Annotated in this window: 26 protein-coding genes; 8 read left to right on the forward strand and 18 right to left on the reverse strand. The window is 61.6% G+C overall.

Features of this window, described 5'->3' with window-relative positions:
* Positions 1 to 23 precede the first annotated feature (23 nt).
* Positions 24 to 380, forward strand: a complete 357-nt coding sequence (locus tag HHL27_RS15460; protein WP_100868253.1) for a c-type cytochrome — start codon at positions 24 to 26, stop codon at positions 378 to 380.
* On the opposite strand, the gene HHL27_RS15465 is transcribed toward HHL27_RS15460, so the two are convergent.
* Both HHL27_RS15465 and HHL27_RS15470 read right to left on the reverse strand, forming a co-directional pair.
* Positions 377 to 904 carry a TIGR02444 family protein gene (locus tag HHL27_RS15465; protein ID WP_169494303.1) on the reverse strand — a complete coding sequence of 176 codons (528 nt, stop codon included), beginning with the start codon at positions 902 to 904 and terminating at the stop codon, positions 377 to 379. The two genes, HHL27_RS15460 and HHL27_RS15465, sit on opposite strands and share 4 nt — an antisense overlap.
* A gap of 98 nt (positions 905 to 1,002) precedes the next feature.
* Positions 1,003 to 1,863, reverse strand: a complete 861-nt coding sequence (locus tag HHL27_RS15470) for an alpha/beta fold hydrolase (RefSeq protein ID WP_169494304.1) — start codon at positions 1,861 to 1,863, stop codon at positions 1,003 to 1,005.
* Positions 1,864 to 2,002: 139 nt separating this feature from the next.
* Here HHL27_RS15470 and hpaH point away from each other — a divergent pair, with 139 nt between their 5' ends.
* The 3 genes from hpaH to HHL27_RS15485 are packed head-to-tail and all read left to right on the forward strand — an operon-like array spanning position 2,003 to position 4,785.
* On the forward strand, positions 2,003 to 2,818 hold the full coding sequence (hpaH, locus tag HHL27_RS15475; RefSeq protein ID WP_010891050.1) for a 2-oxo-hept-4-ene-1,7-dioate hydratase: 816 nt from the start codon (positions 2,003 to 2,005) through the stop codon (positions 2,816 to 2,818).
* Between the two features lie 9 nt (positions 2,819 to 2,827).
* Entirely contained in the window at positions 2,828 to 3,616 is a 789-nt protein-coding gene (locus tag HHL27_RS15480) for an HpcH/HpaI aldolase family protein (protein WP_010891051.1), read from the forward strand.
* Positions 3,617 to 3,618: 2 nt separating this feature from the next.
* Positions 3,619 to 4,785, forward strand: coding sequence for a CaiB/BaiF CoA transferase family protein (locus HHL27_RS15485; protein WP_011906637.1), 1,167 nt, complete (start codon positions 3,619 to 3,621; stop codon positions 4,783 to 4,785).
* A gap of 9 nt (positions 4,786 to 4,794) precedes the next feature.
* Here HHL27_RS15485 and HHL27_RS15490 read toward each other — a convergent pair whose 3' ends face one another.
* Both HHL27_RS15490 and HHL27_RS15495 read right to left on the reverse strand, forming a co-directional pair.
* Positions 4,795 to 6,027: a multidrug effflux MFS transporter gene (locus HHL27_RS15490; RefSeq protein ID WP_230487997.1), complete on the reverse strand. Its 1,233-nt coding sequence runs from the start codon at positions 6,025 to 6,027 to the stop codon at positions 4,795 to 4,797.
* A 100-nt stretch (positions 6,028 to 6,127) separates the two neighbouring features.
* On the reverse strand, positions 6,128 to 6,979 hold the full coding sequence (locus HHL27_RS15495; protein ID WP_240959863.1) for an IclR family transcriptional regulator: 852 nt from the start codon (positions 6,977 to 6,979) through the stop codon (positions 6,128 to 6,130).
* Positions 6,980 to 7,172: 193 nt separating this feature from the next.
* Between HHL27_RS15495 and HHL27_RS15500 the strand changes: the two genes are divergently transcribed.
* The 3 genes from HHL27_RS15500 (at position 7,173) to HHL27_RS15510 (ending at position 10,421) form a co-directional block, all read left to right on the forward strand.
* Positions 7,173 to 8,102 (forward strand): fatty acid desaturase, encoded by a 930-nt coding sequence (locus HHL27_RS15500; RefSeq protein WP_010890871.1) that lies wholly within the window; start codon positions 7,173 to 7,175, stop codon positions 8,100 to 8,102.
* 62 nt (positions 8,103 to 8,164) lie between these two features.
* Positions 8,165 to 9,484 (forward strand): LLM class flavin-dependent oxidoreductase, encoded by a 1,320-nt coding sequence (locus HHL27_RS15505; RefSeq protein WP_169494305.1) that lies wholly within the window; start codon positions 8,165 to 8,167, stop codon positions 9,482 to 9,484.
* 4 nt (positions 9,485 to 9,488) lie between these two features.
* Positions 9,489 to 10,421, forward strand: a complete 933-nt coding sequence (locus tag HHL27_RS15510) for a 2-dehydropantoate 2-reductase (RefSeq protein WP_169494306.1) — start codon at positions 9,489 to 9,491, stop codon at positions 10,419 to 10,421.
* Here HHL27_RS15510 and HHL27_RS15515 read toward each other — a convergent pair.
* The 9 genes from HHL27_RS15515 to HHL27_RS15555 form a co-directional block, all read right to left on the reverse strand.
* Positions 10,407 to 10,832 carry a BphX family protein gene (locus HHL27_RS15515; protein ID WP_169494307.1) on the reverse strand — a complete coding sequence of 142 codons (426 nt, stop codon included), beginning with the start codon at positions 10,830 to 10,832 and terminating at the stop codon, positions 10,407 to 10,409. The two genes, HHL27_RS15510 and HHL27_RS15515, sit on opposite strands and share 15 nt — an antisense overlap.
* A 10-nt stretch (positions 10,833 to 10,842) precedes the next feature.
* Positions 10,843 to 11,127, reverse strand: a complete 285-nt coding sequence (locus HHL27_RS15520; protein WP_169494308.1) for a DUF1330 domain-containing protein — start codon at positions 11,125 to 11,127, stop codon at positions 10,843 to 10,845.
* Between the two features lie 44 nt (positions 11,128 to 11,171).
* Complete coding sequence (locus HHL27_RS15525) at positions 11,172 to 12,239, reverse strand: tartrate dehydrogenase (protein ID WP_169494309.1); 1,068 nt, start codon at positions 12,237 to 12,239, stop codon at positions 11,172 to 11,174.
* A gap of 13 nt (positions 12,240 to 12,252) precedes the next feature.
* Positions 12,253 to 13,299, reverse strand: coding sequence for a ketopantoate reductase family protein (locus HHL27_RS15530; RefSeq protein ID WP_240959866.1), 1,047 nt, complete (start codon positions 13,297 to 13,299; stop codon positions 12,253 to 12,255).
* On the reverse strand, positions 13,292 to 14,254 hold the full coding sequence (locus tag HHL27_RS15535; RefSeq protein WP_169494310.1) for a dihydrodipicolinate synthase family protein: 963 nt from the start codon (positions 14,252 to 14,254) through the stop codon (positions 13,292 to 13,294). Before HHL27_RS15535 ends, HHL27_RS15530 begins: the two co-directional genes overlap by 8 nt.
* 57 nt (positions 14,255 to 14,311) lie before the next feature.
* The gene (gene ppdK / locus HHL27_RS15540; RefSeq protein ID WP_169494311.1) at positions 14,312 to 16,978 is read right to left on the reverse strand and encodes a pyruvate, phosphate dikinase; all 2,667 of its coding nucleotides are present in this window, start codon (positions 16,976 to 16,978) and stop codon (positions 14,312 to 14,314) included.
* A gap of 72 nt (positions 16,979 to 17,050) precedes the next feature.
* Positions 17,051 to 18,148 carry an NAD(P)-dependent alcohol dehydrogenase gene (locus HHL27_RS15545; protein ID WP_011906635.1) on the reverse strand — a complete coding sequence of 366 codons (1,098 nt, stop codon included), beginning with the start codon at positions 18,146 to 18,148 and terminating at the stop codon, positions 17,051 to 17,053.
* 42 nt (positions 18,149 to 18,190) lie between these two features.
* On the reverse strand, positions 18,191 to 18,715 hold the full coding sequence (locus tag HHL27_RS15550) for an aromatic-ring-hydroxylating dioxygenase subunit beta (RefSeq protein WP_010890879.1): 525 nt from the start codon (positions 18,713 to 18,715) through the stop codon (positions 18,191 to 18,193).
* A gap of 25 nt (positions 18,716 to 18,740) precedes the next feature.
* Positions 18,741 to 20,120: an aromatic ring-hydroxylating oxygenase subunit alpha gene (locus HHL27_RS15555; RefSeq protein ID WP_011906634.1), complete on the reverse strand. Its 1,380-nt coding sequence runs from the start codon at positions 20,118 to 20,120 to the stop codon at positions 18,741 to 18,743.
* A gap of 137 nt (positions 20,121 to 20,257) precedes the next feature.
* Here HHL27_RS15555 and HHL27_RS15560 point away from each other — a divergent pair, with 137 nt between their 5' ends.
* Positions 20,258 to 21,187, forward strand: a complete 930-nt coding sequence (locus tag HHL27_RS15560) for a DMT family transporter (protein ID WP_010890881.1) — start codon at positions 20,258 to 20,260, stop codon at positions 21,185 to 21,187.
* Between the two features lie 62 nt (positions 21,188 to 21,249).
* Here HHL27_RS15560 and HHL27_RS15565 read toward each other — a convergent pair whose 3' ends face one another.
* From HHL27_RS15565 to HHL27_RS15585, 5 genes are read right to left on the reverse strand one after another with little or no spacing between them, the layout of a single operon-like run.
* Complete coding sequence (locus HHL27_RS15565; RefSeq protein ID WP_010890882.1) at positions 21,250 to 22,779, reverse strand: DHA2 family efflux MFS transporter permease subunit; 1,530 nt, start codon at positions 22,777 to 22,779, stop codon at positions 21,250 to 21,252.
* Between the two features lie 6 nt (positions 22,780 to 22,785).
* On the reverse strand, positions 22,786 to 23,931 hold the full coding sequence (locus tag HHL27_RS15570) for an EmrA/EmrK family multidrug efflux transporter periplasmic adaptor subunit (protein ID WP_010890883.1): 1,146 nt from the start codon (positions 23,929 to 23,931) through the stop codon (positions 22,786 to 22,788).
* Positions 23,928 to 25,418: an efflux transporter outer membrane subunit gene (locus tag HHL27_RS15575; protein ID WP_420874070.1), complete on the reverse strand. Its 1,491-nt coding sequence runs from the start codon at positions 25,416 to 25,418 to the stop codon at positions 23,928 to 23,930. Before HHL27_RS15575 ends, HHL27_RS15570 begins: the two co-directional genes overlap by 4 nt.
* On the reverse strand, positions 25,369 to 25,782 hold the full coding sequence (locus tag HHL27_RS15580) for a hotdog fold thioesterase (RefSeq protein ID WP_169494313.1): 414 nt from the start codon (positions 25,780 to 25,782) through the stop codon (positions 25,369 to 25,371). Before HHL27_RS15580 ends, HHL27_RS15575 begins: the two co-directional genes overlap by 50 nt.
* The gene (locus HHL27_RS15585; protein ID WP_169494314.1) at positions 25,779 to 26,663 is read right to left on the reverse strand and encodes an alpha/beta fold hydrolase; all 885 of its coding nucleotides are present in this window, start codon (positions 26,661 to 26,663) and stop codon (positions 25,779 to 25,781) included. Before HHL27_RS15585 ends, HHL27_RS15580 begins: the two co-directional genes overlap by 4 nt.
* Positions 26,664 to 26,721: the final 58 nt, after the last annotated feature.

A 26,721-nucleotide genomic window follows, 5' to 3' on the forward strand; every position in this document is an offset into this window, starting at 1 on the left:
GTCGCCATGCCTGCGGAGGTACAATGAACAAGCTCCTCGTCCTTTCGCTCCTCGCCACTCTTGGCGCCTGTTCGTCCAAGCAAGGCGAAGTGGTCGCGGATGGTGCGGAGAACTATGAGCGCTACTGCGCCGGTTGCCATAACCCCGGCCCCGGACACGGAGCGACCATGCTGCTGGCGGAAAAGGGCCGTCCGGTTCCGGCGCTGATCGGCCGCAAGGATCTGGACTACGATTACCTCCATTCGGTGGTTCGTCAGGGCCTGATCGAAATGCCGCCATTCCGCGCCACCGAGCTGAGCGACCCCCAGATCAAGGAGGTCTACGAATACATCAAGACCGCAGAGCCGCCGAAGCAGGAACCCGCGCTGCCCAAATCCTAGAACGGATCGCGTTCGAGCGCCCGATCGGCAAGCTCGCCAAGGCGTTTGACCGCATCGGGATTTGCCTTGTGCGCTTCTGCATAGGCCGTGAAACTGGCTCGGGCGGCTGAGACCGGCGATGCCATCGAGCTGTGCAAAACACCGTCTCGATATCGCACAACCAAGGCGCGCTGGACCAGGCGTTCGCACTTGAGTTCGACGGATTTAAGGGCATCGTATTCGGGCTTGATCGACAATCCCTCGCGCGCTGTCTCGCCATACGACTTCAACCAGCGGCGAGCTGACCGGACGGGTGAAACCAACTCGTTGTTGAGTTCGCCTGCCGCAAGGGCCAATTCGCCGACGCCGGACGATTCAAGCGCGATGCCCTGCGAATCCGCCAGCCATAGGCAGAACAGCATCAGGTTCACGTCGCATCCGTGATCGTCCTGCAGCGCGAGTGACAGGGCCTGCACGCCAGGCTTGGCGTAGGTTTCCAGTGAGAACCGCCAGAAGTCCTCCGTTAGAGCTTCAAGGTCCGCCATTGGGCCGATCATAGCTCAAACAGCGACAGGCGACAGCACAAAGCTGCCGCCTGCCAATCCGGGCGCTGCCCCAGCGGGCCGCGCAGCAGTCGTTTTGCTCAGAACGAGCGGGCGCCGAAGTGGATTTCCATCATCGGGCGCATCACGTCCCAGCGCTCCAGCTGCGACCAGTGGCCCGAACGGTCGAGCACGTAGAGTTCGGCATGCTTGAGATGCTGGATCAGGTAGAGGCTGGTGTCGAGCGGCACCACCCGGTCCTGGCGGCCATGGAAGATCAGCACTTCGTGCGGCATTTTGCCCAGCAGTTCGGGCGGCATGTTGAGCGTCTCAATGCCGTTCTTCATCGAATCGATCATCTTGACCGCGGTCTTCATGATTCCCGGATCGGTGGCGATCTTGTAACGGTTCTCGACGATTTCCTCCATGCCTTCGAACTTCTCGGCATCGTAGGCGAAGCTGTGCATCACCTGGCGATAGCGGGCATATCGTGGATCGGAATAGAACGAGAGCAGGCGGATCAGTTCCGGGGTGCGCGGGCCGGGGGCTCCGATCGAACCCATCAGCACCACCTTGTCGATCGCGTCGGGCTCCTCGCTCATCATCTGCAGGGTCAGCGCGCCGCCCATCGAATTACCGACAACGTGGGCCTTCTTCACACCGAGCGCCTCAAGCAGGCCAAAGCACTGGTCGACCCGGGTGCCGATCCAGCCCATCACGCTGTCAGGCCACGGATCGGGAATCACTGACTGGCCGAAACCGATCAGGTCGGGCGCGATCACGAAGAAGTTTTCGGCGAGGTCCGGCATCAGGTGATACCAGTTGGATGCGGCATGTGCGCCCGGACCCGCACCGTGAAGCAGCAGAATTGCCGGCTTGGACGGATCGCCCGCCAAGAGGGTGTGCGAGGTCAAGCCCCGGCCCGTGATCTTTTCTTCCCTGATAACCCCTTCAGCAGCCATGACATTCTCCCATGCGATCTTGACGAAATATCCGCGAGACTCTTTGCCGGAGTTCACGGTCATTTTTACCGGAGCCTAAGATATCGTTTGACATTGTGCAATGAGTTTTCCCAAACGATATGCCACGGGAGATTGCAAGATGGCAGTGGAGGCATTCAGCGACATACTGGTCAACGAGCTGGCGCTTGAACTCGACGGCGCCGAGCAGACCCGCGAACGGGTCCGGCCGTTCTCGGCGCGCTATCCCGCCATGCGGATCGAGGATGCCTACCGCATCAACCAGGCCTGGGTCGATCTCAAATTGGCGCGAGGGCGCACCGTTTGTGGCCACAAGATCGGCCTGACCTCGCGCGCGATGCAACAGGCAGCCGGGATCACCGAACCCGATTACGGCACCTTGCTGGATGACATGGTGTTCGAACAGGGCAGCGACGTTCCAGCCGCGCGGTTCATCACGCCCAAGGTCGAGGTCGAGCTGGCCTTTGTGCTCGGGCGCCGCCTGGAAGGAGCACAGACGACGATTTTCGATGTCCTGAGCGCCACCGACTATGTGGTTCCGGCAATCGAAATCATCGACACACGGGTGCATCCCAAGGATGCCGAAACCGGGGCCGCGCGCAAGGTCCTGGACACGATCAGCGACAATGCCGCCAATGCCGGAATCATCGTCGGCGGTCTGCCGGCGAAACCCGACGGGCTCGACCTGCGCCGCATCGGCGCCCTGCTCAGCCGCAACGGGGTGATCGAGGAAACCGGCCTTGCGGCAGGGGTGCTCAACCATCCCGCCAACGGCGTCGCCTGGCTGGTACGGCGGCTCGCGCCCTGGGGGCAAGCGCTCGAAGCCGGAGAAGTCGTGCTCGGCGGATCGTTCACGCGTCCGGTCGAAGCGGCGCCGGGCGATGTCTTCAACGCCGATTTCGGCGAGTTTGGTTCAATCGGGTTCCGGTTCGTATAGAGGGCGACAATGCAAACACCCGTCAACAGCTTCAAGGCGGCCTTGCGCGAAGGTCCGGTCCAGCTTGGTTTCTGGCTGGCGCTGGCCCATCCAGACATTGCCGAAATCTGTGCGGGCCAGGGTTATGACTGGCTGTTGATCGACGGTGAACACGGCCCGCAGACCTTGCCCGGCATCGTCGCGCAGCTGCGTGCGGTGGAAGCCACTCCACCTTGTTCTGCGATTGTACGGGTTCCCGGCCATGATTCGGTGACGATCAAACAGGTTCTGGATCTTGGTGCGCAGACCCTGATGGTTCCGATGGTCGAAACCGCCGAACAAGCCAAAGCGATCGTGACCGCATCGCGCTATCCGCCAGCTGGGGAACGCGGCCTCGGCGGTGCCCGCGCCTCACGCTGGGGTGGCTATCCTGCCTATGTCGCAGAGGCCAATGCGCAGGTTTGCATCATCGCCCAGATCGAGACCGCGACTGCCGTCGACAACATTGAGGCGATCGCTGCGGTGGATGGGATCGACGCGCTGTTTCTTGGACCTGCGGACCTGGCCGCGACCGAAGGTTTGCTGGGCGCAAGCAGCTTCGATGCCCTGTTCAAGCTGACCGGCGAGGCGCTGGCGCGTATCGTGGCAACCGGCAAACCGGCCGGGATCCTTTCGCGCGACGAGCGGCTCGTCCAGCAGTTCCTCGATGGCGGCGCCCGCTTCATCGCCAACGGCATCGACAGCTTCACCTTTGCAAAAGGTGCAGGCGACGGGCTTCGCCGCTGGCGCGAACGCATCGCCGCGCAGGGCGGAGTCTGACCATGGCGAAACCGGCCTGGCGGGCCGCAGTAACCGGCGATCCGTCCAAACCGCTCGATGGGGTACGGGTGCTTGAGCTCGCCCGCATTCTGGCCGGACCTTGGTGCGGGCAATTGCTGGCGGACCTGGGCGCCGAAGTGATCAAGATCGAGCGGCCCGGTGCGGGCGACGACACGCGGCATTGGGGGCCGCCGTTCGTGACCGCAGAAGACGGTACGAGTCTGGGCGCGGCCTATTTCCATTCGACCAATCGCGGCAAGCGCTCCTTCGCGATCGACATCGCCAGCGCGGAAGGCCAGGCCATCATCCGCGAGCTGGCGAACGGGGCCGACATCGTGATCGAAAACTACAAGGTCGGCGGGCTGGCGAAATACGGGCTTGACCATGCCGCGCTGTCCGAACTGAACCCGCGCCTGATCACGTGTTCGATCACCGGGTTCGGGCAGACCGGGCCTTATGCCCACCGCGCGGGCTACGATTTCATCGCCCAGGCCATGGGCGGCATGATGTCGATGACCGGCGAACCCGATCGCGAGCCGCAGAAGGCGGGCATCGCGGTGGCCGACCTGTTCACGGGCATGTACAGCACTGTGGCGATTCTCGCCGCGCTCAACCGCCGGGACCGCACCGGCAGCGGCGCCCATATCGACATGGCGCTGCTCGATACCCAGGTGGCGGTCATGGCCAATCAGGCGATGAACTGGATGACTTCGGGCAAAGTCCCGCGCCGGTTCGGCAACGGTCATGCCAATCTGGCACCCTATCAAGCCTTCCCCACGCTTGACGGACCCTTGGTGATTGCGGCCGGCAACGACGGCCAGTTCGCCAGCTTGTGCCGCGTTTTGCGGTGTTCACTGCATGAAGACCCACGCTTCGCCACAAATCCTGCCCGTCTCTCGAACCGGGCGGAACTGGTCACAACGGTCGAGGGGCGCACGGCCCAGTGGAACCGACAAGCGCTGTTCGACGCGCTTGAAGAGGTTGGCGTGCCAGCCGGACCGATCAACGAACTCGACGAAGTGTTCGCCGATCCGCAGGTCGTCGCCAGAGGCCTCGCCGCAATGGCCGGAGGGCGCAAAGGCGTCGCGAGCCCGATCGTGATCGACGGGGTGCGAATGGTTTCGAATCTGGCCGCGCCGGGAAGTCCCGAGCCGGTCGAAGATGAATAGGCGGCACAGTCAGTTCGCAGCCTGAACCGGTATAGGTCCCCCGAACAATCGCCAGCCTTCGCTGAACAGTACAAGCACGATGGTCACGCTCGCCACCCCGAAGAACGAATAGGCCAGAGGCAGCGGGGAACCATTGTAGGCCTGCCCGATCAGTGCGCCCAGCCCCGCGCCAAGCACCAAACGGAAGAACGTCTGAACAGAGGCCGCGGCCCCGGCCACCTTGCCGAATGGCTGCAGGGAAATCGCGGTGAAATTGATGAAGACCGTGATCAGCAAGCACATGTTCGCGGATGTCAGAAGCACAAACTGAAGCAGGGTTTCGCCCGGTCGGGATGCCAAATAGATCTGGCCGATCGACACAAGGAAATGGCACAGGATGGCGGCATGGCCGATCCCCCGGATGCCGAAACGGTGTACGATCGCAGAATTGGCAATGCTGGCCAGCATCATCGAGCCCGCCATCAAGCCAAAGATTACCGAATAGGCCCCGCCGGCCCCGAAATGTTCGCCGATCAATTGCTGCGAGCTGTTGATAAAGCCGAAGTGAGCGCCGAAAATCAGGGCCATGCCAATGACGTAACCGATCGACCGGCGGTTTGTCAGAACGAGGCGGATGTTGCCGAACAATTCACTGGCACCATGGGACTGCCGCCGGGAAAGCGGCAGCGTTTCTTCCATGCGGTAGAAATACCATGCTGACACTCCCATCGACAGCACCCCGATGACAATGAAGACGGCACGCCAGCCGAGCGTAGTAAAGATCACATAACCCAAACTTGGGGCAAGGGTCGGGACTGCCATAAACAGCATCGCGACAAAGGCTTGCAGCTTGGCCATGTCTTCGCCTTGATAGCGGTCGCGAATGATCGCCAGAGGAAGGACGGTCAGGGCGGACGAGGCACAGCCAAGCAGCGCGCGGGCCGCCAGCAGGACGGAAAAGTCAGCCACGAAAGCACAAAGCAGATTGATCAGGGCGAACAGGCCCATGCAAACCAGCAGGACCGGCTTCCTCCCAAGCCGGTCGGAGATCGTCCCCGGGACGAGCGAAAACAGGCCGGAGCAGATCAGGAAGGTGCCGATGACCCATTGCCGCTGGTTTGAACCGCTTGCCCCCAGATCGTTTGCCATGACACCCAAGGCCGGAAGCAAAGTTGTAAACCCAAGTGACTGCAATGCCTGGATCATCGCCATCATGGCGATGAACTCCCGTTTGCCGATTGGCTCTTTATGGGTCAGCGACAACGTTCATACCTTCCGGATGGTCGGGCCTGGCAGCGCCCCCGCCATGAAGCCGGTCCACCAATATGGAGGCCAGTCCACTTCTGATGGAAAACCGCAGGAGCTATCCTTGCCAGCCGATCGCACGACTCGCTGCCATGGCCGCCGAACGGATCTTTTCGATCTTCGGCTTCGAATAAAAATGCTTGTCCTGAACTCGCGAGAGAACGCTCATCGTTGCAACAAGCCTGTTCCCGGAATCAAGCACAGGTACACTCAAGGCAGAGAGACCAGGCACAACCGTACCCTGTGTGGTCGCGTATCCCATCTCGCGCGCTTGGACTATCTGCCTTTCCAGTTCGTCGTCGGAAACCACCAGCCCGCTGGCGCGCTCCTGAGCGATGACGGGCCGAGTCAAAGCTCGTGAACAATGGGTCAAATACAGGATGCCGGTGGACGAAGCCTGCAAGGGCAAAACAGAGCCGACGTGCAAACTGGTAAACAGGGGCAGACCGCCATCGATCCAGCGAATCACCGTTGGCCCATAATCGCCCCAGACCGACAGCAACCCTGTCGTTTGCAGTTCTTCCAGCACGCTCGCCAGATTATCGCCAGCGATCCGTACCGGCTCCACCCGCGCCAGCGCGGCCATGCCAATACGAACTGAAAACTCACCTAGTGCATAGCGGCCATTCTGGACATTCTGCTCGACCACGCCTGTATTGACAAAAGCCAGCAGGTAACGGTGTGCCTGGCTGCGTGACAGACCCGATTTCTCGGCAACTTCACGCAGATGTGCGCCATCCCTTGGGCAATCCATCAAGGCCCTGAGGACGCGAACACCAATTTCCACGGACTGGATAGCCTTGCGCGGCGAATCATTCGCGCTCAAATCTTCGGGAGGCAAGCGCTCGGTAGCCTGATGTTCCATTTCATCACCTTTAGCTGCCAGCTGGCTAGCCTTGCGTGCGTTCATCGGTATTCCCCTTCACCAGCCACTCCCCGGCCCAAAAGCCCCTTGCATGATGGGAAAGCATTGCATATTGTCCAACGAATAGTGTAAGGCCCAAACGCGTGCAAGAGCATGATCTGAGTCAATTGCGACAAAGAGGCCGAGCGTCAACCCAACTAGGCGCTTAGAAACCAGTGAGAGGAAAGGAAGTCGGGTAATGGCTGCAATTGCGTTTCCCAGATCGTCCGAAGAGCATTTCGAACAGTTGCGAAAGGCGCCCGTTCTCGCCCTGCCGACAGCTCTCTTGTTTGTCGTTTCCATGGCAGGGATCGCAACGACCTGGTACTTGGCGCTGAACTCAATGCTTCCGCTTTGGGTCGGTGCAATCTCAAACGGCCTCGTGACATATCTCCTTTTCAGCGTGATCCACGACGCCTCGCACAAGTCGTTGTCGAGCGTTGGCTGGATCAACGAATCGATCGGCGCGATCGGCTTGTTCTTCCTCTTTCCCTATGCCCCGATGGTCCTGCTCCGCTGGGTCCACAACAAGCACCACACGCATACCAATGGACCCAAAGATCCCGACCGGTTCGAGCATGAATCGCCCTGGTGGCAGGTTCCATTCCGCTGGACCTTCTTCGATGGTGCCTACATCTGGTATTTCGTCAAATATGGTCAGAACGTGCGCAAGAAACATGGCACCGAACTGCTTGTCTTCTATTCGCTCCTCGTGCTGCTGTTCGTTGCGGCAATTTACTTCGGCTTCGGCTGGGAACTGTTTATGCTGTGGTTCGTGCCGTCACGGATCACGCTGTTCATCATCGCCATCGTCTTCGTCATCCTGCCACATCATCCCGCGATCATCGCGCAAGACGAAGACCCTTACATGGCGACAACCATGCGGTTCGGCTGGGAATGGTTGCTCAACCCGCTACTGGTTTATCAGAACTACCACCTGATCCACCACCTCTGGCCGGAAATCCCGTTCTACCGGATGCACAAGGCCTATTACCTCAAGTACGATGAAATCAACGCCAACCGCATCCCGCGCCAGAAAGCCTTCGCCCTGAAGCCCGAGAACTATGACGACCACTTTGCGGTTCGCCGGGAACTCGACCAGGCGCAAGGCAAGGCCATGCCTGCCTAACGAAATAACGGCCGGACCGTTCGGTATGGTCCGGCCGTACCTCCAGATCGGAAAACGCACTGATGGCCAAGCAACTTCACCTTGGCGCGTTCATGCGCCCGGTCAGCATCCACACCGGAGCTTGGCGGTATCCAGGTGCCTTACCCGACGCGAACTTCAGCCTGGCAGCGATCCAGCGCTTCATCCGCAGCCTTGAAGCTGCCAAGTTCGATTATTTCTTCATGGCCGATCACCTCGGCGTGCTCAACCTGCCACGCCAGGCGCTGATGCGCAGCCACACGGTGACCTCGTTCGAGCCATTCACGTTGCTTTCCGCACTGGCCGGGGTGACTGAGCGAATCGGCCTCGTCGCAACGGCCTCGACCACTTACGACGAGCCGTTCCATGTCGCGCGCCGCTTTGCCTCTCTCGATCACATCAGCGGCGGGCGGACCGGCTGGAACGTGGTGACCACTTCGAATCCGGACAGCAGCCGCAACTTCGGCCTGGAGACCCAGCCAGATCACGCCGCGCGCTATCATCGCGCCCGCGAATTCTTTGATGTTGTGAGCGGGTTGTGGGACAGCTTCGCCGACGACGCCTTCGTGATGGACGCCGCTTCAGGTATCTACTTCGACCCCGAACGGATGCACGCGCTCAACCATAAGGGCGAACATTTTTCGGTCAGCGGGCCGCTCAACATCGCCCGCCCGGTTCAGGGATGGCCGGTGATCTTCCAGGCCGGCGCTTCGGGGCCGGGTCGGCAACTGGCGGCGGAAACCGCCGAAGCCATCTTCGCCGCGGAATCGACGCTCGAAGGCAGCAAGACTTACTACGACGATGTCAAAGGCCGCGCTGTTGCGGCAGGACGCAATCCCGACCACATCAAGATTATGCCGGCAGTCTTTCTGGTGGTCGGCGACACTGTCGAGGAAGCCCGCGCAAAGCGCGCGCAGCTTGACAGCCTGGTTCACTACGACAGCGGCATCCATTCACTGTCCGGCATGCTTGGCCACGACGTATCGGGCTATGACCCCGACGGCCCCTTGCCCGACATCCCCGAATCCAACGCCAGCAAAAGCTCGCGCCGCTTCATGATCGAACTGGCTCAGGCGGAGAATCTGACGATCCGGCAACTCGCCGCCAAGGCCGGCAGCTATGGCGGGCTGGCCTTTGTCGGCACCGCCAAGACCATCGCCGATGAAATGCAGCACTGGCTTGAGCAGGGCGCCTGCGACGGCTTCACCACCATGTTCCCTTATCTGCCCGAAGGTCTGGAAGACTTCACCGGCAAGGTCATGCCGGAACTGCAGGCTCGCGGCCTCTTCCGCACCGAATACGAAGGTGACACGCTGCGCGATCATCTCGGCTTGCCGCGCCCGGACAACCGCTTCTTCGCCTGATGCGGTGAGCCGGTTTGTCATCATCGGCGCCGGGGCAATCGGCAGTTTCCTGAGCGCGCGGCTTCATGAAGCGGGACACGATATCTTGCTGGTCGCCCGGGGCGAGCGGCTTGAGATGCTGCAGGCCGAAGGCGTCCGCCTGCTCGAAGGCAAGACCGATCGGCAAGTGCGCGTGCCGGTATCCGGCGCCTGCGATCCTGGGGCGTCACCGGATCATGTCATCCTCGCTACCAAGACCTTCCAGCTCGAATCGGCGCTGGAACTGCTCGAACCGCTGAATGAAGCCCGCTTCACGCTGCTGACGGTCCAGAACGGGGTCGAGGCCCCCAAAATCGCCCAGGCTGCCCTCCCCCGCACCGAAGTCCTTGGCGCTCGCATGCATGGATTCTTCGAGCTGGAAGAGGGAATCGTGCGTCATACCGGCGTTCCCGCCACCCTGATTGCCGGCCAGGTCGCGGATCGCGCAACAGCACCGGCTTCAGCTGCCGGCGCGGCGTCTCTCGCTGGCGATCTTCGCGTCGCTTCAATCCCGACCAAGCTGGTTCCAGACATGCGCCCGGCGCTGTGGGACAAGTTTATGATGGCGGCGACGATCGGCGGCGTGGCCCCCGCATTCGGACTGAATGTCGGTGAGGTGCTGGCCCATCCGCAAGCCAGCGCCTTGCTTCGGGATGCCATGACTGAGGTGGTACAAGTTGCGGCGGCGCTCGCCATCGATCTCCCGTCTGGTTGCATCGCGGAGAAGCTGGAGTTCATCGCCCGCTTTCCGCCAGGCGTCACCAGTTCGCTGCAACGCGATCTCGAAAGCGGCAGACCTTCGGAATTCGCTCACCTCACCGGCGCGATTCCTCGTTTCGCCCGGCAGGCAGGGCTGCCCTGCCCTGCGGCAGACGATGTTATTGCGCGGTTGCGCGCCCGTGGACTACGCCTTGACTGATCCGGCGGTTTCCCGCTCAACCGCGCGCACGGCAAACCAAGCGCCCGCGACAATCACTGCGTGCGCTGCCAAGGTCGTCAACCCGACCCACCAAGCCTCACCGCTCCAGACAATGCTATAGATGTCCCAGGCCGAACCGACCAACTCGGTCAGCACGATCACCGGAACCAGCGCCCAGTAGCGCAACGGATCGCGCGCGCCCCACAACGCCACAAGGCCGATTGCCGCCAGTTGGATGCCAACGATCAACCAGGCATCAAGCAGCAGGCCGAAAGACGGCGTCCCCTGCCCCAGCGCAATACCGGGGTAGATCAGCCGCAGGGCCCCCGCATAGACCGGCGGCCAGAGCAGCACGAGATTGCAGAGATACCAGATCCCCACGGCGATCAGGTAAGTGCGCAGAACCTTCATGGCGGCCTCCTCAGGCGATCGCGAAGATATCCGATGTGGCGCAGGCGATGCGCGCATCCTTGTGCGGCGCGTAGTCGGGATCGTTCATGAAGGCGTCGATCGCCTCCATCGAGGGGAACTCGATCACGACGACATAGTCCGGCTCGGTTCCTTCGCCCTCGTAACGGACAAACTGGTTCGAGCGGCAGACCAATTCCCCGCCGTGCCGTCCGACCAGCGCCGGAACCGCGGCCATATAGTCTGCCACCCAGGCTTCGTCGTGCGACTTGATCGATCCGATGAAATAGGCAGCCATCAACCTGTTTCCTTTCGTCATGGCCAGGATCGCCAGCCTTCAGGCTAGAATCCCAGCAACTTGGTGCGGACTGCCTCTGCAAATCCGGCGGTTGTCCCATTGCCGCCAAGATCGGGGGTCCTGGCAATATCAGGAGCAATGAGCGAGGCTTCGAGCGCGCGCATCACCAGCGCGGCGGCTTCGTCTTCGCCCAAGTGCTCCAACATCATTGCACCCGACCAGATCTGGCCGATCGGATTGGCGATGCCCTTGCCAGCAATGTCCGGTGCTGAACCGTGGACAGGCTCGAACATCGAAGGATACCGCCGCTCAGGGTTGAGGTTGGCGGACGGCGCCACTGCGATGGTGCCAGTTATGCCCGGCCCCAAATCCGACAGGATGTCGCCGAACAAGTTCGAACCGACCACCACGTCAAACCGATCCGGCGACATCACAAAACGCGCGGCGAGGATATCGACGTGATACTGATCGGCGGCGACATCGGGATATTCGCCGCCGATCGCGGCAAAGCGTTCATCCCAGAACGGCATCGAATGGTACAGGCCGTTCGACTTGGTGGCGGAAGTGACATGCTTGCGGCCAAGCCGGCGCGCGAAATCGAAGGCGAAGCGCAGGATCCGGTCGGTGCCGCGACGGGTGAAGATCGCCTGCTGGACGACAATCTCGTCCTCGCCGGTGCCGGTGCGGCCGCCGATCTGCGAATATTCACCCTCCGAATTTTCGCGCACCACCCAGAAATCGATGTCCCCGGGGGCTTTGTCGCGCAGGGGCGAAGCGATCCCCGGTAGCAGCCGCACCGGACGCAGATTAACATATTGCTCGAACTCACGCCGGATCGGCAGCAACAGACCCCAAAGCGAAATATGGTCCGGAACACCTGGATAACCGACCGCCCCCAGAAACACCGCCTCATGATCCCGCAACTGGTCAAGCCCATCATCGGGCATCATCTTGCCGGTTTCGAGGTAGGTCTGGCAGCTCCAGTCGAAGTGCCGGAAATCGAGCGCGAAACCGCACTTGTCGGCCGTCGCGGTCAGTACCTCGATTGCGGCAGGCACTACCTCGCGACCAATCCCGTCCCCTGGAATGCTGGCGATGGAATAGCGCTTCACGCTCAAGCACCGATCACAGGTAACTGTTCAGGGTCTTGAGAACCCGATAAGCGCTGAGGAAGGTCGGCGCGGACACCTCCAAACGCTCAGCAGCGGCGGCAAGCGGGCCGAGGACTTCGTCCACTTCCATCCGCCGACCTGCCACCAGATCGTCGTGCATCGAGGTGCGAACCGGGCGGTTTTCCGGTTTGAACCGGGTGCCCATGGCCATAACCCCCGCAACGGCTTCTTCAAAGCCTTCACGGTCGATCTCGACCAACCGGGATACCGGCGCGAAGTAATTTTGCGGTTGGTAACCAAGCGCCTTGTAGATCGCCAGCAGATCCTTGACGACATGGACGTAGTGTTCGGCGCCTTCGCGAACCGCCAGGCCATTCACAAAATCCAGCTGTGGAATCGCACCCAATGTGCTCGCGCTCCACGAGGAGGCGCTGCCGACCTGGACCACTTTTTCCCAATGGACATGAACAATGTCGGCGGTCGAGCGCGAACCCATGCCCGCTTTGTCGAGCGCTCCGGCCATGATCCGCGTGCGCTCGCTCTCCCCGCCTTCCAGCTCGCCGAAATAGGCGGTGACCGGAACCGCCATGTGATTGAGCGCCTTGCCCGGCTCGAGCAGGGTCGCTCCGTCCATGATCGAGCCGCCGATCACCTTGTCCTTGCCGAACACAGCCTGGAGCTTGTCTTCCTTGCCCACGCCGTTCTGCAAGGTCAGCGCACAGGCGGTGCGATCGACCAGCACCTGCGCATCGGCCAGAGCCTGATCGGTGCCTTTGGCCTTGGTCAGCAGGATGTAATAGTCGATCTCGCCTTCAACCTCTTCGGGTGTCTCCACCGCGAAGAGGTTGTCGCTCTGCACGAACTGGGCGCGCACCCCGGAAATCTGCAGGCCATCCTGGCGGATCGCCTCGACATGGGGCTTGCGCGCGATCAGCGTGACCTTGTGGCCACCGCGCGCCAGGAATCCGCCGATGACCGAGCCCAGCCCGCCGGCACCGTGGAAACAGAAATGCAATTGCTTGGACATGCTTTGGGATTCCCGTTCGTTCGGTTCAGGCAATGCCCAGTTCGATCAGCTTGGCCCTGATCTGCTCTTTCTTTTCCGGGGTCACATCGGCCACCGGCGGCAGGATCGGACCAGCCTTGAGGCCGATCGCCTCGTACCAGGCCTTCACATTGGCAAGTGCGCTGGCATAGGTCGCGGTGCGGGCAATATCCCACAGGAAGTTGTCGTGATAGAATTCGCGGACTTCGCTGAGCTGATCGGAGGCGGCACGTGCTTCCTCCCATTTTCCTTCGTGCGCCAGACGGATGTATTCCTTGGCGAAGTGCCGCTTCTTGCCGTAAAGCATGTAGGACAACTCGCCCCAGCAGACCGTGCCGCCGAGACGAAGATCGTCGAGGAAGAAGTATTCGAACGGCTCCATCGTGTTGAAGCCTTCGGGCATCAGCTGGCGGATCTTGATGGTCTCCGCGCGGCTCATCGCGCCCTGCTTGACCCCGATCACGGTATCGATATCAGCCAGGCGGCGCATCAGGTCCCAGCTCAGCACCGTGCCCGAAACCGGAGTGCGGTAGAGGCAGACCGCCAGATCGGTGTGGTCGGTCAGGTACTTGAACCAGGCGTAGATTTCATCGTCGCGCTTGAGCTGGACCACCGGGTTGATCACCTCGGCCCCGTTGTAGCCCAGCTTCTCGACGAACTGCATCTTCTCGATCGCGGTATAGACGCTAGGATCGAGCACGATGGTCCACAGGTCGAGCCGCCCGGCGTTCGCTTCCGCAACGATCTCGTGATAGCGAAACCAGTCGGAGGGGGAGACGTTCCAGCATTCGGCGATGAACCCGCCCACGGCCAGGCCATCTACGCCCATTTCAACATATTTGTCGATGTTGTAACGGATGCCGTCCACGTCGAACTTGTAATCGGCGGTCATCGGCGTGATCGGACACTGATAGAATCCTTTGACCGTCTTGGTAGCCCACGCCTTGGCTTCGTTGCGAGTGTAGTCCATGTCCAGCTTTCCCTTGTCTTGGTGATGTTCGGGTACAGTGTTGTTTGCCGTGCAGGTCTAGGCCGCCGTGAGCGCCGCTTGGGCGGCAGCCAGTCGGGCGATCGGCACGCGGAACGGCGAGGCACTGACATAGTCCAGCCCTATTTCCTCGCAGAAGGCAATCGATGCCGGATCGCCGCCATGCTCGCCGCAGATCCCCAGTTTCAGATCGGGGCGGGCTTCCCGGCCCTTGCGCGAGGCCATCTCGATCAGCCTCCCGACACCGTCGATGTCGAGGCTGACAAACGGATCCTTGGCGATGATGCCCTTGTCGACATAGGCCCCAAGGAAGCGCGCCGCATCATCGCGGCTGATCCCCAGCGTGGTCTGGGTAAGATCGTTGGTCCCGAACGAGAAGAATTCGCCGCTGACGGCTAATTCGTCGGCGACCAGTGCTGCCCGCGGCAACTCGATCATCGTGCCCACGCTGAAGCCGATCCGCCTGCCCTGCTCCGTGAACACGATCTCGGCGACCTTGTGCAGCGCGTCCTTCAGCGTCTCCAGTTCGCGCGGCATCCCCACCAGTGGGATCATGATCTCGGGAAAGACCGCCTTGCCTGCCTCAGCGGTGACAGCCAGCGCGGCTTCGAAAATCGCTCGAGCCTGCATCTCATAAATTTCGGGGTAGACCACGCCCAGTCGGCAGCCTCGATGCCCCAGCATGGGGTTGGTTTCCGCCAATTCGATTGCGCGATGCCGAACCTGCTCCACGTCAATACCCATCGCCCGCGAAAGCTCGGTGAACTCGCTATCCGTATGCGGCAGAAACTCGTGCAGCGGCGGATCGAGGAGGCGGATGGTGACTGGCAAGCCTTCCATGATTTCGAAGATCCGGCGGAAGTCGGTGCGCTGTTCGGGCAATAGCTGGTCGAGCGCGGAGCGTCGTTCCTTTTCGCTGTCGGCCAGGATCATCTGCCGCATGGCGAGGATCCGGCTTTCATCGAAGAACATGTGCTCGGTTCGGCAAAGCCCGACCCCTTCGGCCCCGAACCGGCGGGCCATTTCGCAATCGAGCGGGGTTTCCGCGTTGGTCCGAATCTTCAGGCGGCGATGCTTGTCAGCCCATGCCATCACCGTTGCGAAATCGCCCGAAAGTTTGGGCAGGATCGTCGGCAGTTCGCCCAGGAACACTTCGCCGGTCGAACCGTCGATCGTGATGAATGCGCCCTCTTCGAGCCGCTGGCCGCCGATCTCGGCGACCCGCGCGACCGGGTCGATCTTGAGACTCGCGGTGCCCGCCACGCATGGCCGGCCCATACCCCGCGCGACCACGGCCGCGTGGCTGGTCATGCCGCCGCGCGCCGTCAGGATGCCGGTTGCGACGTGCATGCCATGGATGTCGTCAGGCGACGTCTCATGCCTGACGAGGATGACCTTCTCTCCCAATTCGGCCCACCGTGCCGCTGTTTCCGCATCGAATACCACACCTCCCGAGGCTGCCCCGGGCGAGGCAGGCAAACCCTTTCCGAGCAGCACCCGTGGGGCATTCGGATCGAGCGAGGGGTGAAGCAACTGGTCGAGCGAGGCCGGGTCGAGGCGGAGCAGCGCGGTCACTTCGTCGACCAGGCTCTCTTCGACCATGTCGACGGCAATCTTGAGCGCGGCCTTGGCGGTGCGCTTGCCCGAACGGGTCTGAAGGAGGTAGAGCCTGCCGCGTTCGACTGTGAATTCGATGTCCTGCATGTCGCGATAGTGGCGCTCCAGCAGTTCGAACACCTCAGCAAGTTGGGCATAGGCCTTCGGCATCGCTTCCTGCATTGAGGGAAGCCGCGCACCTGCGGCTTCGCGGGCAGCCCTGGTCAGATACTGGGGCGTGCGGATGCCGGCGACAACATCCTCACCCTGGGCGTTGGCCAGCCATTCGCCGTAGTAGGCCTTCTCGCCGGTTGCAGGGTTGCGGGTAAAGGCGACGCCGGTAGCGCTGGTCTCGCCAAGATTTCCGAACACCATGGCTTGGACGTTAACCGCCGTGCCCCAATCTCCGGGGATATCGTTCAGGCGCCGGTAGACCTTGGCTCGCGGTGAGTCCCATGAGCGGAACACCGCCTCGATTGCCGTCCAGAGTTGTTCCTGTACATCCTGAGGAAAGGCCGCGCCGTGATGGGCAAGCACGAGATCCTTGAAGGTCGCGATCACGCCGCGCAGATCCTCCACTCGAAGATCGATATCCTCATCGACGCCGCGATCTTCCTTGATGCGGTCAAGGGCTGCCTCGAATACGCCATGCTCGATTTCGAGCACGACACTGGAATACATCTGGATGAAGCGGCGATAACTGTCGAGCGCGAACCGCTCATCCCCGGAGGACTGGCCCAGGCCGGTGACGGTAGCATCATTGATGCCAAGGTTGAGGATCGTGTCCATCATCCCCGGCATGGATACCCGCGCGCCCGAACGCACCGAGACCAGCAGGGGATCGCGAGGATTGCCGAACGTCTTGCCCGTCGCCCGTTCGACCAGCCCCAAAGCAGCCGAAACCTCATCGCGGATGCGATCAAGTGAAGCTCTGCCGTGGTCAAGATAAGCGAGGCATTCGCCGGCGGAAATCGTGAATCCAGGCGGGACGGGCAGCCCGATCCGCGCCATCTCGGCGAGGTTGGCCCCTTTCCCGCCCAAGACGCGCTTGTCGAGACCAATCTGACCTGCGACCAGAACGCCGGAACCGAAGGAAAACACACTCGACATTGTTAAATTCCTGAGGTCCAAGTGCAGGTCCAAGGCGGCGCAATTCGATTGGTGCGCCGCCCCAGAAGCGATCTACATTTTGAGAATGGCCTTGATCGCCTTGCCGGTCTTTTCGGTATCCTCGACGGCCTGGTTGATCTGGTCGAGATCATAGAAGGTGCAGAGCTTCTCGAACGGGAACAGCCCGGCCTTCTGCATCGCAATCAGTTGCGGGATGAAGACCTGCGGGGTGCTCGATCCTTCGACTACGCCGCGCAACTTGCGGCCAAACAGCATGTTGTTCATGTCTAGCGAAAATTCGGTGCCCAGCTTCGCCCCGCCGACCACTGCGGTTTCACCCATGTTGTGCGTGCTGTCCACCGCCGAGCGCAGCACCGCTGGAATGGCGGTGGTATCCATGGCATAGTCGGCGCCGCCACCGGTCATCGCGACGATCGCTTCCTGAGCGTTGACCGTGTTGGCGTCGATCACATCGGTGGCGCCCAGTTCACGCGCCAGTTCCAAGCGGCCTGCGTTGCGGTCAACCGCGATGATCTTGAGGCAGCCCGAGGCCTTGGCGGCCATCACGGCGCTGAGGCCGACCGACCCGACCCCGAAGATCGCGATCGAGGAGCCAGGTTCGGGACAAAGCGCATTGAGGATGCTGCCCGCCCCGGTCTGGATGCCGCAGCCCAGTGGGCCCAAAAGTTCGATCTGTGCGTCGTCGGCAACCTTGACGCAGTTGTTTTCCGACGCGATCGAATAGGTCGCGAACGAGGATTGCCCGAAGAAGCAGGCGTTGACCTCTTGGCCGTTGCGGGTAATCGGCGTCGAACCATCCAGGCGGCGGCCCATGAAATTGAGCGGGAACAGGCTCGGACAATAGGCCTGATGCCCCTTGAGGCACGATGGACAGGTGCCGCAATAGCTGAAGGAGAGCACGACCTTGTCGCCTGGCTTGACAGTGGTGACGCCACGTCCGACCTTTTCGACAACGCCCGAACCTTCATGGCCCAGCACCGCCGGCAGCGGCGTCGGGTAATATTGATCGCGAACCGTCAGGTCGGTATGACACATGCCAGCTGCGGCAACCTTGACCAGCACTTCGCCGTCGCGCGGATCCTCGATAGAGACGTTATCCAGAACGAATTCGCCGCCTTGACGCTCGATAATTGCCGCGTATGCGTCCATTTTTGCTCTCCCCTTTCCTGATTTCCAGTTGATTGAATTTGCTTATACAAAGAAATAGAGATTCTTGTCCTGCACGACGCGCGCGTCGATATTCAGCTTCCTGCTGAATACCTTGAAGCCGCTGCCTGTTTTCCGCAGCTTGTCTTCGCGTCCCAGCGTGTGCACGTAAACTTCGCTCTGTCGGCGATTGCGGTGCACCAGAACATTAGAGAAGACCTCGAATTCAAACGGTGCAATTTCGAATGCTTCGACATTGGTGACGAAATAGCGGATACGTGATGGCGGATCTTCCATCCATACCTGACCCGTCAGCAACCGGTCGACCCGCTGCTGCAGCTCGGCATAGTCATCGTTGTAGATTGCGGCATCCCCCGGGGTTGGATCCGGGCGGCGGTCACGTGCGAACCGCTGTTCGTAAACTGGCATCCAGTAATGGATATCTTCGGCGATTACAGTATCGAACCATTCGCGATATTGCTGGTTTTGCAACATCCGCACCTCGGCGGAATAGTGACTGACGATGGCATGATGCAGTTCCATGCCTACGGGCTTGCGTGTTTCGGTCATCTTGCGGTCCAGATTGCTGTCGGGATCAGTCTTGCGGCTCGGCTTGCTTCGCCGACAGACGTTCAGGCCAGAAATTACGGTTGGTCCACATTGCATCCCAGGTATCGTCATTGGCCCGGATGGCGGCCCAATCTGGCGCATCGAGCATTTCTTGCCAGAAACGATAAAAGCCTCGATACGAGGTTTCGCCGATGAAGCTGACCCCGACAATTCCTGGATAGACGGGGTGCGGCCCTTCGCGGTCCTTGCCCATGCTCGAATTCATCCGCCCCTTGCGGGTGATGATACCGTTGTTGTTGTAGGTGGCCGACGACATGTTTTCGCCATCGTCGCTTTCGAGCGTTCCCGCCGTACCAAATGAACGGATCGCTTCGCGCTGGATCGACCGCTTAGTTTCGGTGTCGGCATTCTTCGGTACCATGGTATAGGTCCAGACCTCGATTTCATGCGGCCCGCGCGGATGCCAGATCTTGAAGGTGTTGGTTCCGTAGAGGAACGAACAGTTTGGGAAGATCGACGTATTCCAGTGACCGACATAGAGCCGTTCGCGCTCCGGCCCGAATTTTTCGCGAATTCCGCCCCGCGTCTCCTCGAGATATTTGACGTACCCGTCGCGCTTGACGTGGATCGCAGTCGCCGCGTTATCGATCAGGCCAAACCCGTGGCCATGCCGCATGGTGAATTGCAGACCAAGGTCGTCAAACGGCATGTCGGCGCGATTGCCCGACAGGCCAGCCAGCTCGCCCCCGATCATCTGGAGAGCGGCGGCATGCGTCCAGCCCACGTGATACCCATCGCCGACGAAGTTCTCGGTCGGGACTTTCCAATTGCAGGCGAGGGTGCTCTTCAACGGCGGCCCGAGCAGTTCCAGACCACCGTCCGGACCGTCCCAGATCGTATCGAGGTACCAGCAGAAGTCCCCCAAATAGTCCTCAAGCGAGGGCGCTTCGGGATCATGGCAGCCGAAGATGAAGCCCTTGTAAGTTTCGACCCGGATCGGCGCGAGCCCCAGCTTGGATTTGTCGAGATCGCTGTGATAGCACCGCTCTTCCATCGGAACATCGACGAGCGAACCATCCTGACCGAAAACCCAACCATGATAATTGCACACGAACGCCTTGGCGCTGCCGCTGTCGGCATGACAGATCTGGTTGCCGCGGTGAGTGCAGGAATTGATGAACGCCTTCAGCGAACCGTCCGGCTGCCGCGACAAGATGACACGGTCTTCTGCCATGTACGTCGTAATGAAGTCGCCCGGTTTGGGAACTAGCGAATCATGTCCGAGCATGAGCCAGCATCGCGAGAATATCCGCTCCAGCTCCAGCTGATAGACGTCCTGATCCCAGAACACCCGGCGAGACTGGCTCGCGTTGGCATTATCGACGAGTGCCGCCGATCCATTCATCGCATCGCTCCCATGCTTTTTGTTCCGAGTGCTGCATAGTCGATTCGTGCTATACATGCAACGCGATGCACCATATGCAAAACCTACCGTTGGCGCAAGGACGATTCTCAAGCCGCGTTTCTGGGGAGAATTTTAGGTTGCAAGATGCCGACCGCAACACGTCCAGCATCCTGGGTCTTGTGTCCAGGCTCTGGCAATCACCAGCCCTGTTGCTGTGTCTGGCCTCGTTCTTTTGGGCCCTGAATCCGATCGTCGGGCGGGCGGCCAAGGACTTGCTCTCACCCGTGACGCTGGCGTTCTGGCGGTGGGTGGTGGCGCTGGTCTTCGTGCTCCCGTTCGCTTGGCGACACCTCCGCGACGACCTGTCCGCCATTGTCGGCGGCTGGCGGTTCCTTGGGCTCCTCGGGGCCTTAGGAGTGGGGCTGTTTTCCTTTCTCGTCTATCAAAGCTTGCAGTTCACCACCGCGACCAACAATCTTCTATTGCAATCGACCATGCCGGTGATGACCCTGCTCATGCCAGTTGTGCTGTTTCGGGAGAGGGTGCACCCGATCCTTCTCGTTTGCGCACTCCTTTCGATCACCGGAATCGCGTGGATCATGACCAAGGGGCATCCCGACTATCTGCGCTGGGATGCGCTGAACCGAGGCGATCTGCTCGCCATCATTGCGGTTTTTCTCTATTCCGCCTATGCTACCTTCCTGCGCCGCGCACCGGCGATGCACCACCTCAGTTTGCTGGTTGTCCTGTTCGGGGTAGGGATCGCGGCTTTGAGTGTGCCCTATGCCTGGCACCTCTGGTGGGCTGGCCTGACCGTGGCTTCACCCGCGGCGCTCGCATCCCTGCTCTATGTCGGGATATTTCCTTCGCTGCTGTCCTACGCGCTGTTCAATCGCGCGGTCGCCTTGGTCGGCTCGGGCCGTGCGGGGGTCTACATGAACCTGCCATCAGTGTTCGGGGTCCTGATGGCCGTACCACTGCTTGGAGAACGGTTCGCAAAATACCACCTGATCGGTTCGCTGTTGGTGGTTGCATCAATCCTGTTGTCGCGTCGGGTCAAGACATAAGGCCAATGAAGTTCTGGAGCCGACAGAGCCAGATCTGCCTCCTGGTTGCCGGTCAGTCTTCTTTAGTGGCCCATCGTAATGCCGCCTGATTTCGACGGTCGTGGGGCAAGCCAGATCAGGGCGGCGGCAAAAAGCAGAACGGCTGTGGTCGCCCAGAAGGTATGAATAAGCGCCAGCGTTGTCGCCTCCAGCTCAACCATGTTGCTGAGCACTTGCCTTATCTGTTCAGAAGGGAAGCCGAGGCTGGAAAGGCTTGCCTGCGCCGCTTCCGGCTGCAGGACCGCCACCGCATCGCTGCGCGCGATGCGCTGAGTATCACCCCAATAAGACAGAGTGATGGAAGTCGCTACGGCGGTGGCGATGGTTCGCATGAAGCTTTGCAGGCCGGCGGCCGATGCCACCTCGTTTTCCTTAACCGTATTGAGCGTCAGGGTCATGAGAGGAAGCATCATGAAGGGAGTGCCCAGCCCCTGAACGAACTGCGGAATGCTGAGGGTCCAGAAATCGGAGTCTGTTGTCCAGGTTGTGCGCACGAGCGTCATCGCCGCAATCCAGGTAACGCCGCACGAAACAAGGAAACGCAGGTCGAGGCGGCTCATCAGGAAAGCCACCAGCGGAACGGTGATCAGTCCGCCCATGGCCGAAAACGAAGAGGACAAGCCGGCTGCTGTCGCAGGAAATCCGAGCCAGGCTTGCTGCCACTGGGGGACAACGACAAACGCCGCGAAGTATCCGGCAAATGCGAGCGACAGAACAGTCAGGCTGACGCTGAAGCCACGGTGCCGCAGAACTCGCAAATCGACGATCGGGTGATCCTCGCCCAACTCCCAGATAATGAAAACGATAAAACCCACAGCAGAGGTGATCGTTAGCGCCACGATCATCGGGTCGGCGAACCAGTCGTGGTTACGGCCAAGGTCAAGCACGATCTGGAGGCAGCCGACCCAAAGCACCAGCAAGGCAAGGCCGACATAGTCGATCGGCAGGATCTGCCGCTCGGTCTCGATCGGCCTGAGCAGCGCGAAACCAACCACGATGCACAGGATGGCGACGGGCACATTGATCAGGAATATCCAATGCCAGGAATAATTTTCTGTGAGATAGCCACCGATCATCGGACCAAGAGCAGGTCCCATCAGCAGTGTAACAGCCCATAGTCCCATCGCCATATTGCGCTTCTCGGGCGGGAACACGCTGAGCAGCAAGGTTTGCGACATGGGCATCAGGAAGGCGCCGAAAATTCCCTGTCCGATACGACTGGCGACCAGCATGCCCATCGTGACTGAGATCCCGCACAGGAATGAGCAGATCCCGAACCCGACCATGCTGAACAGGAAGGTGCGTACCGATCCGAAGCGTCCGGCGACCCATCCGGTCAAGGGAACGCAGATCGCCTCGGCGACCGCGTAGGAGGTGATGACCCATGCGCCTTGTTCAAGCGTGATGCCCAGATTGCCCGCGATATGCGGGATCGAGACATTGGCGATGCTCAGGTCGAGAATGACCATGAAATTGGCAAGGGCAAGCACGAGCCCGGCAACAAGCTGCCGGGACGGGGCTATTCCTGCGCCTGATGAAGCGGTCTCGCTCATCTGGTTTCACTCACCGGAAACATCGATCTCGACTTCCATCGACAGCCCGACGCGCAACGGGTGCTTGCGCAGTTCGGCAGGATCAAGCTCGATCCGCACCGGCAGGCGCTGGACAGTCTTGATCCAGTTGCCGGTGGCGTTCTGGGCGGGGATGATTGCCATCGACGATCCCGTACCGCCGGCCAGCCCGGTGACCTTGCCGTGGTAGACGACATCGCCGCCATAAAGATCCGACTTGAGGGTTACAGCCATGCCAGGACGGACACGGCCGAGTTGGCCTTCCTTGAAGTTGGCATCGACGTAGAGCTTGTCGATCGGGACGATGGTCATGATAGTCTGACCGGGGCTCAGGCGCTGTCCCACCTGAATCTGCAGGCGGCTCACCACCCCGGAAACCGGCGCGCGAATTTCGGTACGCTGGAGGTCGAGCAAGGCGGCATCGAGCCGGGCCTTGGCCGCCTGAACCGCTGGGTCGGTATCTACGCTGGAGCCGCGCACCAGGGCGTCGTTGGCGGCAAGTTGCCCTTGCGCGACCCGTCGGGCCGAAGTGACTTCGGAGATGCCCCCGCGGGCCGCCTCGAGCGCCGCGTTGGCGGAGGCGTAGGCCTTGCGCGCCTGGGTCAGTTCCTCACCCGAGATCGCGCCGCTGGCAATGACGGCCTCACGGCGCCGCAAGTCGATCCGCGCCTTGTCGAACTCGGACTCTGCAGTGCGAAGTCGCGCCCGGGCCTGTACGAGACCGGCGCTTGAGGTGTCGATCTGGGCCGACAGCGCGCTGTTGGTCGCGACAGCCTGCCCGAATTTGCGGCGGGCGGCGGCAAGATCGGCTTCGGCCTGCGCGACGGCGATTTTGGCGTTGGCCTGGTCGAGCCGGACCAGGACATCACCCGCCTTCACCTGCTGCGTATCTTCGACCAGCACCTCGATGGCCGATCCGGCAATCAGCGGCGTGACCTGCGCCATTCGCGCATTTACGTAGGCGTTGTCGGTGCTGACATAGTTGCGGGCGACCAGCACGTACCAGGCACCCCATGCGAGAGCCACCACTGCGAGCACGATGGCCAGGCGCTTGAGCCACATCGTCCGGCGTGCCTTGCGAAAGGCGGACAGTTCCGGATCGACTTCGGCAGCTTGTGTCGCAGTATCGCTCATTGCTCGGTCTGTCCTGATGGTTGGGTAGTGCCCGCGTCGAACCCGCCGCCCAGTGCACGGATCATCGCCAGCGTCGCGCCGCGTTCGTATGTCTCAAGGCCGATGACCGCGACGCGTAGGTCCTGCACACCGCGTTCGCTGGCGAGGACGTCGAGGTAACTGGCAAGCCCGGCCTCGTAGCGTGTGCGCACCAGACCTAGCGCTTCCTCGCTTGCGGCCAGCGCCGTGCGGGTTGCGCCAAGCCGCTTGTCCGCTGCGTCGCGCTGGGTCACCGCGTCGGCAGCCTGCTGGTACGCGGTGACAACGGTCTGGTTGTAGTTTGCGACGGCCTCGTCATAGGCGGCCTCGGCACTGCCATATTGCGCTTTGAGCGCGCCGCCCTGAAAGATCGGCAGGCTGATGGCCGGACCGACGCTTCCGAACAAGGAGCCGGAAGCGACGAGATTGCCGAGACCGAGCGCCTGAAGGCCAATCAGCGCCCTGAGGTTGATCGACGGGAAGAACCCGGCCCGCGTCACTTTGACGCGGCTCGCCGCCGCTTCCACGCGCTCGCGCGCGGCGACGATATCGGGCCGCCTGCCAAGCAGGTCGGTGGTGACACCGGCGGGAACCCCGCCGGGTGTCGAGGGTGCAAGCGGCGGACGGGTAATCGACGTTCCCCGATCCGGGCCAGCACCCAGGAGCGCGGCGAGCTGGTTGCGGCGGATGCCGATGTTCTCATAGACGGCTGCCAGATCCTGCTCCGCCAGGGCCACTTCGGCATCGGCGCTGCGCAGGCTGGCGAGGTTGTCGAGCCCGTTGCGCTGGCGCTGGGCGACAAGATCGCGCATCGAGCGGCGGTTGGCGAGCGTGGCCGCTGCATTGTCGCGCTCGCGGTAATGGCGCCCGAGCTCTGCGTAGGCGGCGGTTATCGCGACCGAGAGCACGAGGCGAGCCTGCGCCGCATCGACAACCGCCGCGCGGGCTTCCGACGTTGCGGCAGCATAGGCGGCTCGATTGCGCCCCCACAGGTCGAGGTCGAAGCCGAAGCTGAGCGAGGTCTGCCCGTAATCCTTCCACCCATCGGGCAGGAACTGCGCGGGGATACCGTTGTTGCCGCTCTGGCGGCGCAGACCGCCTTCGGCCTCGGCACCGATCGAGGGGAGCCGTGCGGCTCCGACGCGCTGCGCCTCGGCTTCGGCGCGCCTGACCCGCGCCACCGCCACCGCCACCTGCGGCGAATTGGAAAGGCCCTCCTCGATCAGCGCGGTCAGTTGCGGATCGCCCGCCAGGCGCCACCATTGGTCTGGCGGCCAGGCCGTATTGCCGCGCGCGGCCAAGGTCTGCGCAGCCTCGATTGTGGCGGCGGTTTCCATGACCGGACGAACTCCGGCGTCGGGGACCGCAACGCAACCCGCCAGCGCAAGCACTGCCAAGGCTCCCGGAGCAGCTAAGGGCTTAGCCGACATAGGCACCCCGTCCGCTGGCCAGCAGCCTGCCCTCGGCATCTTCGATCCGGGTTTCGGCAACGCTCAATTGCTTGCCCAGCTTGACCACCCGCCCGATCGCGCGCAGCGGCCCCGAAGTGGCGGGTCGGTGGAAATCGACCCGCATGTCAGCCGTCGCACGCGCCGATCCGCCGAGCGCGTTGATGGTGTAAAGCCCGGTCAGGTCGATCAGCGCCGAGAGGACACCGCCATGGGCCGATCCGATCATCGGGTTGGAGACGATTTCCTCGCGCCACGGCATCTCGAGGATCAGCGCCTCGTCTGTCAGTTCGGCGATATCCAGCCCCAGCCATTGGTGGAACGGCGCGATGAGCAGCATCGCACGGAGCTGTTCGAGGTCGACCTTCGCTGCAGGTTCACTCATGCCGCGATCTCCGTTCCGTGTGTCCGCATCAGGAAGTCGAGGATCGCATCGCCAAAGGCGTCGTTCTGGTCGCCGACCACCATATGCGTCGCATCGGCGATGTCGCTGTAAGCGGCGTGGGGAACCAGCGCGCGGAAATGCGCGACGGCTTCGGGCGAGACCAGATCGCTCGATCCGCCCCGGATCAGGTGGACCGGCAGCGCAAGCCGCGCAGCGGCTTCGCCCAGTTCGCCGCGTCCATAGTCGCTGCCATCACCGCGCTCGGCGTTGCGACGCATGATACCATCGATGAAGGCCGGGTCCCAATGCCAGTAATAGCGCCCATCGCTCTTCTGCCGCAGATAATGGGCGAGACCGGACGACGCCTTGCGGCTTGGGCGATGGGGGAGATATTCGGAGATCACCCGCGCCGCCTCGTCGGGCGAGGCAAAGCCTTCGCGCGCGTGCGCCGCCATGAAACCAACCACGCGCGTTACGCCGCCCGCCTCCATTTGCGGGGTGATGTCCACAAGGGTCAGCGAGGCGAAGCTGCCGGGGGCGACCTCACCTTCGGCCATGATCCCGGCCAGCCCGCCAAGCGATGCTCCGATCAGCGCGGGCTTGCGGTCGAGCGACCCGGCGATGGCGACCAGATCGCCAGCGAAATCCACGATGTCATAGGCACCGTCATCGGCCCAGGCGCTGTCGCCATGACCGCGCAGGTCCAGCGCGATGGCGCGGAACCCATGTCTGGCCAGCATCGCCGTCACCTGCTTCCACGCCCGCTTGGTCTGCCCTCCACCGTGGGCGAGAAGTACCGGAAATCCTTGCTCAGGTCCTTCGGTAAGTGCGGCGATGGCATGACCGGAATGGCCGGAGAGTGTGACGTGCGGATTCGACATGCTCATATCTTACTGTAAGATATTTTACAGTAAAGACTGTCCTTTTGAGCAATCGAAA

It is taken from the genome of Novosphingobium olei (assembly GCF_012927405.1).
GTDB classification, from domain to species: domain Bacteria; phylum Pseudomonadota; class Alphaproteobacteria; order Sphingomonadales; family Sphingomonadaceae; genus Novosphingobium; species Novosphingobium olei.

Coding starts and splice junctions, on each gene's coding strand:
- HHL27_RS15460 (WP_100868253.1), top strand. CDS start 24: ATGAACAAGCTCCTCGTCCTTTCGCTCCTCGCCACTCTTGGCGCCTGT.
- HHL27_RS15465 (WP_169494303.1), bottom strand. CDS start 904: ATGGCGGACCTTGAAGCTCTAACGGAGGACTTCTGGCGGTTCTCACTG.
- HHL27_RS15470 (WP_169494304.1), bottom strand. CDS start 1,863: ATGGCTGCTGAAGGGGTTATCAGGGAAGAAAAGATCACGGGCCGGGGC.
- hpaH (WP_010891050.1), top strand. CDS start 2,003: ATGGCAGTGGAGGCATTCAGCGACATACTGGTCAACGAGCTGGCGCTT.
- HHL27_RS15480 (WP_010891051.1), top strand. CDS start 2,828: ATGCAAACACCCGTCAACAGCTTCAAGGCGGCCTTGCGCGAAGGTCCG.
- HHL27_RS15485 (WP_011906637.1), top strand. CDS start 3,619: ATGGCGAAACCGGCCTGGCGGGCCGCAGTAACCGGCGATCCGTCCAAA.
- HHL27_RS15495 (WP_240959863.1), bottom strand. CDS start 6,979: ATGAACGCACGCAAGGCTAGCCAGCTGGCAGCTAAAGGTGATGAAATG.
- HHL27_RS15500 (WP_010890871.1), top strand. CDS start 7,173: ATGGCTGCAATTGCGTTTCCCAGATCGTCCGAAGAGCATTTCGAACAG.
- HHL27_RS15505 (WP_169494305.1), top strand. CDS start 8,165: ATGGCCAAGCAACTTCACCTTGGCGCGTTCATGCGCCCGGTCAGCATC.
- HHL27_RS15515 (WP_169494307.1), bottom strand. CDS start 10,832: ATGAAGGTTCTGCGCACTTACCTGATCGCCGTGGGGATCTGGTATCTC.
- HHL27_RS15520 (WP_169494308.1), bottom strand. CDS start 11,127: ATGGCTGCCTATTTCATCGGATCGATCAAGTCGCACGACGAAGCCTGG.
- HHL27_RS15535 (WP_169494310.1), bottom strand. CDS start 14,254: ATGGACTACACTCGCAACGAAGCCAAGGCGTGGGCTACCAAGACGGTC.
- ppdK (WP_169494311.1), bottom strand. CDS start 16,978: ATGTCGAGTGTGTTTTCCTTCGGTTCCGGCGTTCTGGTCGCAGGTCAG.
- HHL27_RS15545 (WP_011906635.1), bottom strand. CDS start 18,148: ATGGACGCATACGCGGCAATTATCGAGCGTCAAGGCGGCGAATTCGTT.
- HHL27_RS15550 (WP_010890879.1), bottom strand. CDS start 18,715: ATGACCGAAACACGCAAGCCCGTAGGCATGGAACTGCATCATGCCATC.
- HHL27_RS15555 (WP_011906634.1), bottom strand. CDS start 20,120: ATGAATGGATCGGCGGCACTCGTCGATAATGCCAACGCGAGCCAGTCT.
- HHL27_RS15565 (WP_010890882.1), bottom strand. CDS start 22,779: ATGAGCGAGACCGCTTCATCAGGCGCAGGAATAGCCCCGTCCCGGCAG.
- HHL27_RS15570 (WP_010890883.1), bottom strand. CDS start 23,931: ATGAGCGATACTGCGACACAAGCTGCCGAAGTCGATCCGGAACTGTCC.
- HHL27_RS15575 (WP_420874070.1), bottom strand. CDS start 25,418: ATGCCGAGGGCAGGCTGCTGGCCAGCGGACGGGGTGCCTATGTCGGCT.
- HHL27_RS15580 (WP_169494313.1), bottom strand. CDS start 25,782: ATGAGTGAACCTGCAGCGAAGGTCGACCTCGAACAGCTCCGTGCGATG.
- HHL27_RS15585 (WP_169494314.1), bottom strand. CDS start 26,663: ATGTCGAATCCGCACGTCACACTCTCCGGCCATTCCGGTCATGCCATC.